Below are 3,929 nucleotides of genomic sequence, written 5' to 3' on the forward strand. Positions count from 1 at the left end.
CTCTGGCTGCACTTCACCAAGCACGGCCCGGGCATCACACCGCCGATCATCACCCGCGGCGAGGGTGTGACAATTTTCGACGACGCCGGCAAGAGCTACCTCGACGGGCTGTCGGGGCTGTTCGTGGTGCAGGTTGGGCATGGACGCGACGAGCTCGCGGAGGCCGCCGCGGCGCAGGCCCGCACGCTGGCCTACTTTCCGCTCTGGGGCTATGCCACCCCGGCCGCGATCGAGCTCGCCGAGCGCCTGGCCCGGTATGCGCCGGGCGACCTGAACCGGGTGTTCTTCACCGCCGGCGGCGGCGAGGCCGTCGAAACTGCGTGGAAGCTGGCCAAGCAGTACTTCAAGCTCATCGGCAAACCCGGCAAGTACAAGGTGATCTCGCGAGCGGTCGCCTACCACGGCTCCCCGCAGGGTGCGCTGGCGATCACCGGCGTGCCCGCCTACAAGGCGCCGTTCGAGCCGCTGACACCGGGCGCCGTGACAGTGCCCAACACGAACTTCTATCGCGCACCCGAACCGCTGGACACCGACGGCAAGGCGTTCGGTCAGTGGGCCGCCGAGCGGATCGGCGAGGCGATCGAATTCGAAGGGCCCGACAGCGTCGCCGCGGTGTTCCTCGAACCGGTGCAGAACGCCGGCGGCGCCATCCCACCGCCCCCGGGCTATTTCGAACGGGTCCGGCAGATCTGCGACTCCTACGACGTGTTGCTGGTCTCCGACGAAGTGATCTGCGCGTTCGGCCGGATCGGGTCGATGTTCGCCTGCTCCTCAGATATCGGAGACTTCGGGTATGTGCCGGACATGATCACCTGCGCCAAGGGCATGACGTCGGGGTACTCGCCGATCGGCGCCATGATCGCCAGCGAGAAGCTGTTCGAGCCGTTCGACGACGGCGTGACGACGTTCCCGCACGGCTACACCTTCGGCGGGCACCCGGTGTCGGCGGCCGTAGCGCTGGCCAACCTGGACATCGTCGAGCGTGAGGGCCTGCTCGACCGCGTCCGGCAGAACGCCCCGGCGTTCCGGGCGACGCTGGAGAAGCTCTACGACCTGCCGATCGTCGGCGACGTCCGCGGCGACGGCTACTTCTACGCCGTCGAACTGGTCAAGAACCAGGCCAGCCGCGAGACGTTTACCGCCGAGGAACGCCGGCGGCTGCTGCCGGCGGTGTCGTCGGCGATCTACGACGCCGGCCTGTACTGCCGTATCGACGACCGCGGCGATCCGGCGATCGTGCTGGCGCCGCCGCTGATCAGCGGCCCGGCCGAATTCGACACGATCGAAGCGGTGCTCCGCACCGTATTGTCCGGCCGCGAAAGTGCAACCAGCGACGCGTTTCTCTAGTAGCTGCGTCGCCGAATGCACTCTCGCGGCAAAACGATGACGCCGGCCGGCTCCGGGCGGGTGTGGAAGACGGGCGGATCGTTCGGATCCCACCTCGTCGTCCAGCGTGACGCTGTTGCGACGACCACTTGAGACTGAGCCCGGATTTTCCCAACAGCTGCACGCTCGGCGCCGTGGAACCGCAGCACCGTTCGACTTCTGCAACACCGGCCACAGCGCGGCTCCCGGACAACGAGCCGCCGATCGCCTACCCTGCACACACGATGGCCCTCTCACGTTTCATATCGTGCCTGGCAGCAGTTGCTTTTGTGATGGCGACCGCGGTTGGACTGCCCGCTGCGGCCGCCGAGGGATCATGCCCGTATAAGGTCTCCACTCCCCCGGCGGTCGACTCCTCGGAGGTGCCCGAGGCGGGCGATCCGCCGGTGCCGCTGCCGGTGCCCACCTCACCGGTCGGCGGCAACGCGCTCGACGGCTGCGGGGTCATCACCGCACCCGACACGCCGCCGGTCCCCGGCGACGTCTCCGCCGAGGCCTGGCTGGTGGCCGACCTGGACAGCGGAGCCGTCATCGCCGCCCGCGACCCCCACGGCCGCCACCGCCCGGCCAGCATCATCAAGGTGCTGATCGCGATGGTGTCGATCAACGAACTCGACCTTAACACTGTCGTCGCCGGCACCCCGGAGGACGCCGCCGTCGAGGGCACCAAGGTGGGCGTCGAACCCGGCGGCACCTACACCGTGGACCAGTTGCTGCACGGCCTGCTCATGCATTCCGGCAACGACGCCGCCTACGCGCTGGCCACGCAGCTGGGCGGTATGCCGGTCGCGCTGGAGAAGATCAACACGCTGGCCCGCAAGCTCGGTGCCAGCGACACCAGGGTGGCGACACCGTCCGGGCTGGACGGACCCGGTATGAGCACCTCGGCCTACGACGTCGGACTGTTCTACCGGTACGCCTGGGCGAACCCGGTGTTCGCTCGTATCGTCGCCACCCGGACCTTCGATTTCCCGGGGCACGGCGACCACCCCGGATACCAGCTGGAAAACGACAACCAGCTGCTCGACCACTACCCCGGGGCGCTGGGCGGCAAGACCGGCTACACCGACGACGCCGGCCAGACCTTTGTCGGCGCTGCCGACCGGGACGGCCGGCGGTTGGTGGCGGTGCTGCTGCACGGCACTCGGCAGCCGATCGCGCCCTGGCAGCAGGACGCGCATCTGCTGGATTACGGGTTCGCCACCGCGCCGGGCACCCGGGTGGGGACGCTGATCGAGCCCGACCCGGCGCTGGTGGCCGCCAAGCCGTCGGCTGGGCCCGATCCCGACGCCGCCGCCCAGGCTTCCGCGCCACTGCCGCCGTCCGACGCGGTGGCGGTTCGGGTGGGCGTCGCGGTGATCGGCGCGCTCATCGTGTTCGCGCTGATGATGGTCGCCCGGTCGATGAACCGCCGGCCGCAAGACCAGCGATGAACGGCCTGGCATTTTCCGGGCTGGTCGGCGGCGTCGTCGGCCAGCTCGTTGCGCAGGCCGGGGTCAGCTCGCGGGCACCGGCTGGTCGGGTGCGATAGCTGCGGCCCGATGCCCGGCGTGCCCCTGCTCGCGCCGGCCGAACAGGTAGGGATACCCGATACCGGCGACCAGCCCGCCGACCAGCGGCGCCAACCAGAACACCCACAGCTGGGCGGGCGCGCCGTTGCCGTTGAAGAACGCCCCGCCGGTGGAACGGGCGGGGTTTATCGACGCGTTGGAAATCGGGATCGCCAGCAGGTTGGTCAACGCCAGCGTGAACCCGATGGCCACGCCGGCGAAGCCCCGGGGTGCCCGGTCGTCGGTGGAGCCGAGGATGACGAATAGGAACACCGCGGTCAGCACGATCTCGGCGAGAATCACCGCGCCCAGTGAGTAGCCGCCGGGCGAGTGTTCGCCGTAGCCGTTGGCCGCCATGTTGCCCGTGGCGGTGAAACCCTCCTTGCCGCGGGCAACGACGTAGATCACCAGACCGGCGACCAGCCCGCCGACCCCCTGGACGATCCAGTATCCGGGCAGCACTTTGAATTCCATCCGACGGGCCAGCACTGCCCCGAGGGTGACGGCAGGGTTGAAGTGGCCGCCGGATATGGCGCCGAAGGCGTAGACGCCGGTCAGCACCGTCAGACCGAAGGCGAGCGCCACTCCGAGGAATCCAATGCCGAGCGACGTGCCGTCGGAGACGAACTTCGCACCGAAAACCGCACTGCCACAGCCGCCGAGGACCAACCAGAACGTGCCGATCAACTCCGCTGTCAATCGCTGAAACATCGTCGATGTCGACATTCGGTTACCGCCTTCACCGTTGAACGGGTATCTCGCGTTGCGAGTTAGGGTCGCACAGACACACATCGCGCCATACGTGTTCGTGCACAAATTGTTTCGGGAAAGAGACAAACGCGAATCTAGTGGTCTCGCTCGTCAGTTCGTCGGGATGCCGTGCACCGGGGGTCAGGTCACCGAACGTGAAGCCCTTGAAAAAAATCCGGCCTTGGTTCACGGGGTGGTCGCAACGGCTTCACGTTCGGTGCGGCCGGGCTGAACAGGGTCGAC

3 protein-coding genes are annotated in these 3,929 nt (G+C 68.2%); 2 read left to right on the forward strand and 1 reads right to left on the reverse strand.

Annotation, left to right across the window (positions count from 1 at the left end; genetic code table 11):
• Nucleotides 1-1,347, forward strand: a 1,347-nt coding sequence (locus ABDW21_RS16545) for an aspartate aminotransferase family protein (RefSeq protein WP_343710759.1), incomplete at its 5' end; no start/stop codon positions are given.
• Nucleotides 1,348-1,610: 263 nt separating this feature from the next.
• Nucleotides 1,611-2,819, forward strand: a complete 1,209-nt coding sequence (locus ABDW21_RS16550) for a D-alanyl-D-alanine carboxypeptidase family protein (protein ID WP_343600407.1) — start codon at nucleotides 1,611-1,613, stop codon at nucleotides 2,817-2,819.
• 63 nt (nucleotides 2,820-2,882) lie between these two features.
• Here the strand turns inward: ABDW21_RS16550 and aqpZ are convergent, their stop codons facing one another.
• A complete protein-coding gene (gene aqpZ, locus ABDW21_RS16555) occupies nucleotides 2,883-3,662 on the reverse strand; it encodes an aquaporin Z (protein WP_343710760.1) in 780 nt (259 codons plus the stop codon).
• Nucleotides 3,663-3,929: the final 267 nt, after the last annotated feature.

The sequence above is a fragment of the Mycobacterium sp. genome (assembly GCF_039583805.1).
Classification (GTDB): Bacteria; Actinomycetota; Actinomycetes; order Mycobacteriales; family Mycobacteriaceae; genus Mycobacterium.

Excerpts from the sequence above, each read along its gene's own strand:
- aqpZ (WP_343710760.1), bottom strand. The coding sequence starts at position 3,662 with ATGTCGACATCGACGATGTTTCAGCGATTGACAGCGGAGTTGATCGGC.
- ABDW21_RS16550 (WP_343600407.1), top strand. The coding sequence starts at position 1,611 with ATGGCCCTCTCACGTTTCATATCGTGCCTGGCAGCAGTTGCTTTTGTG.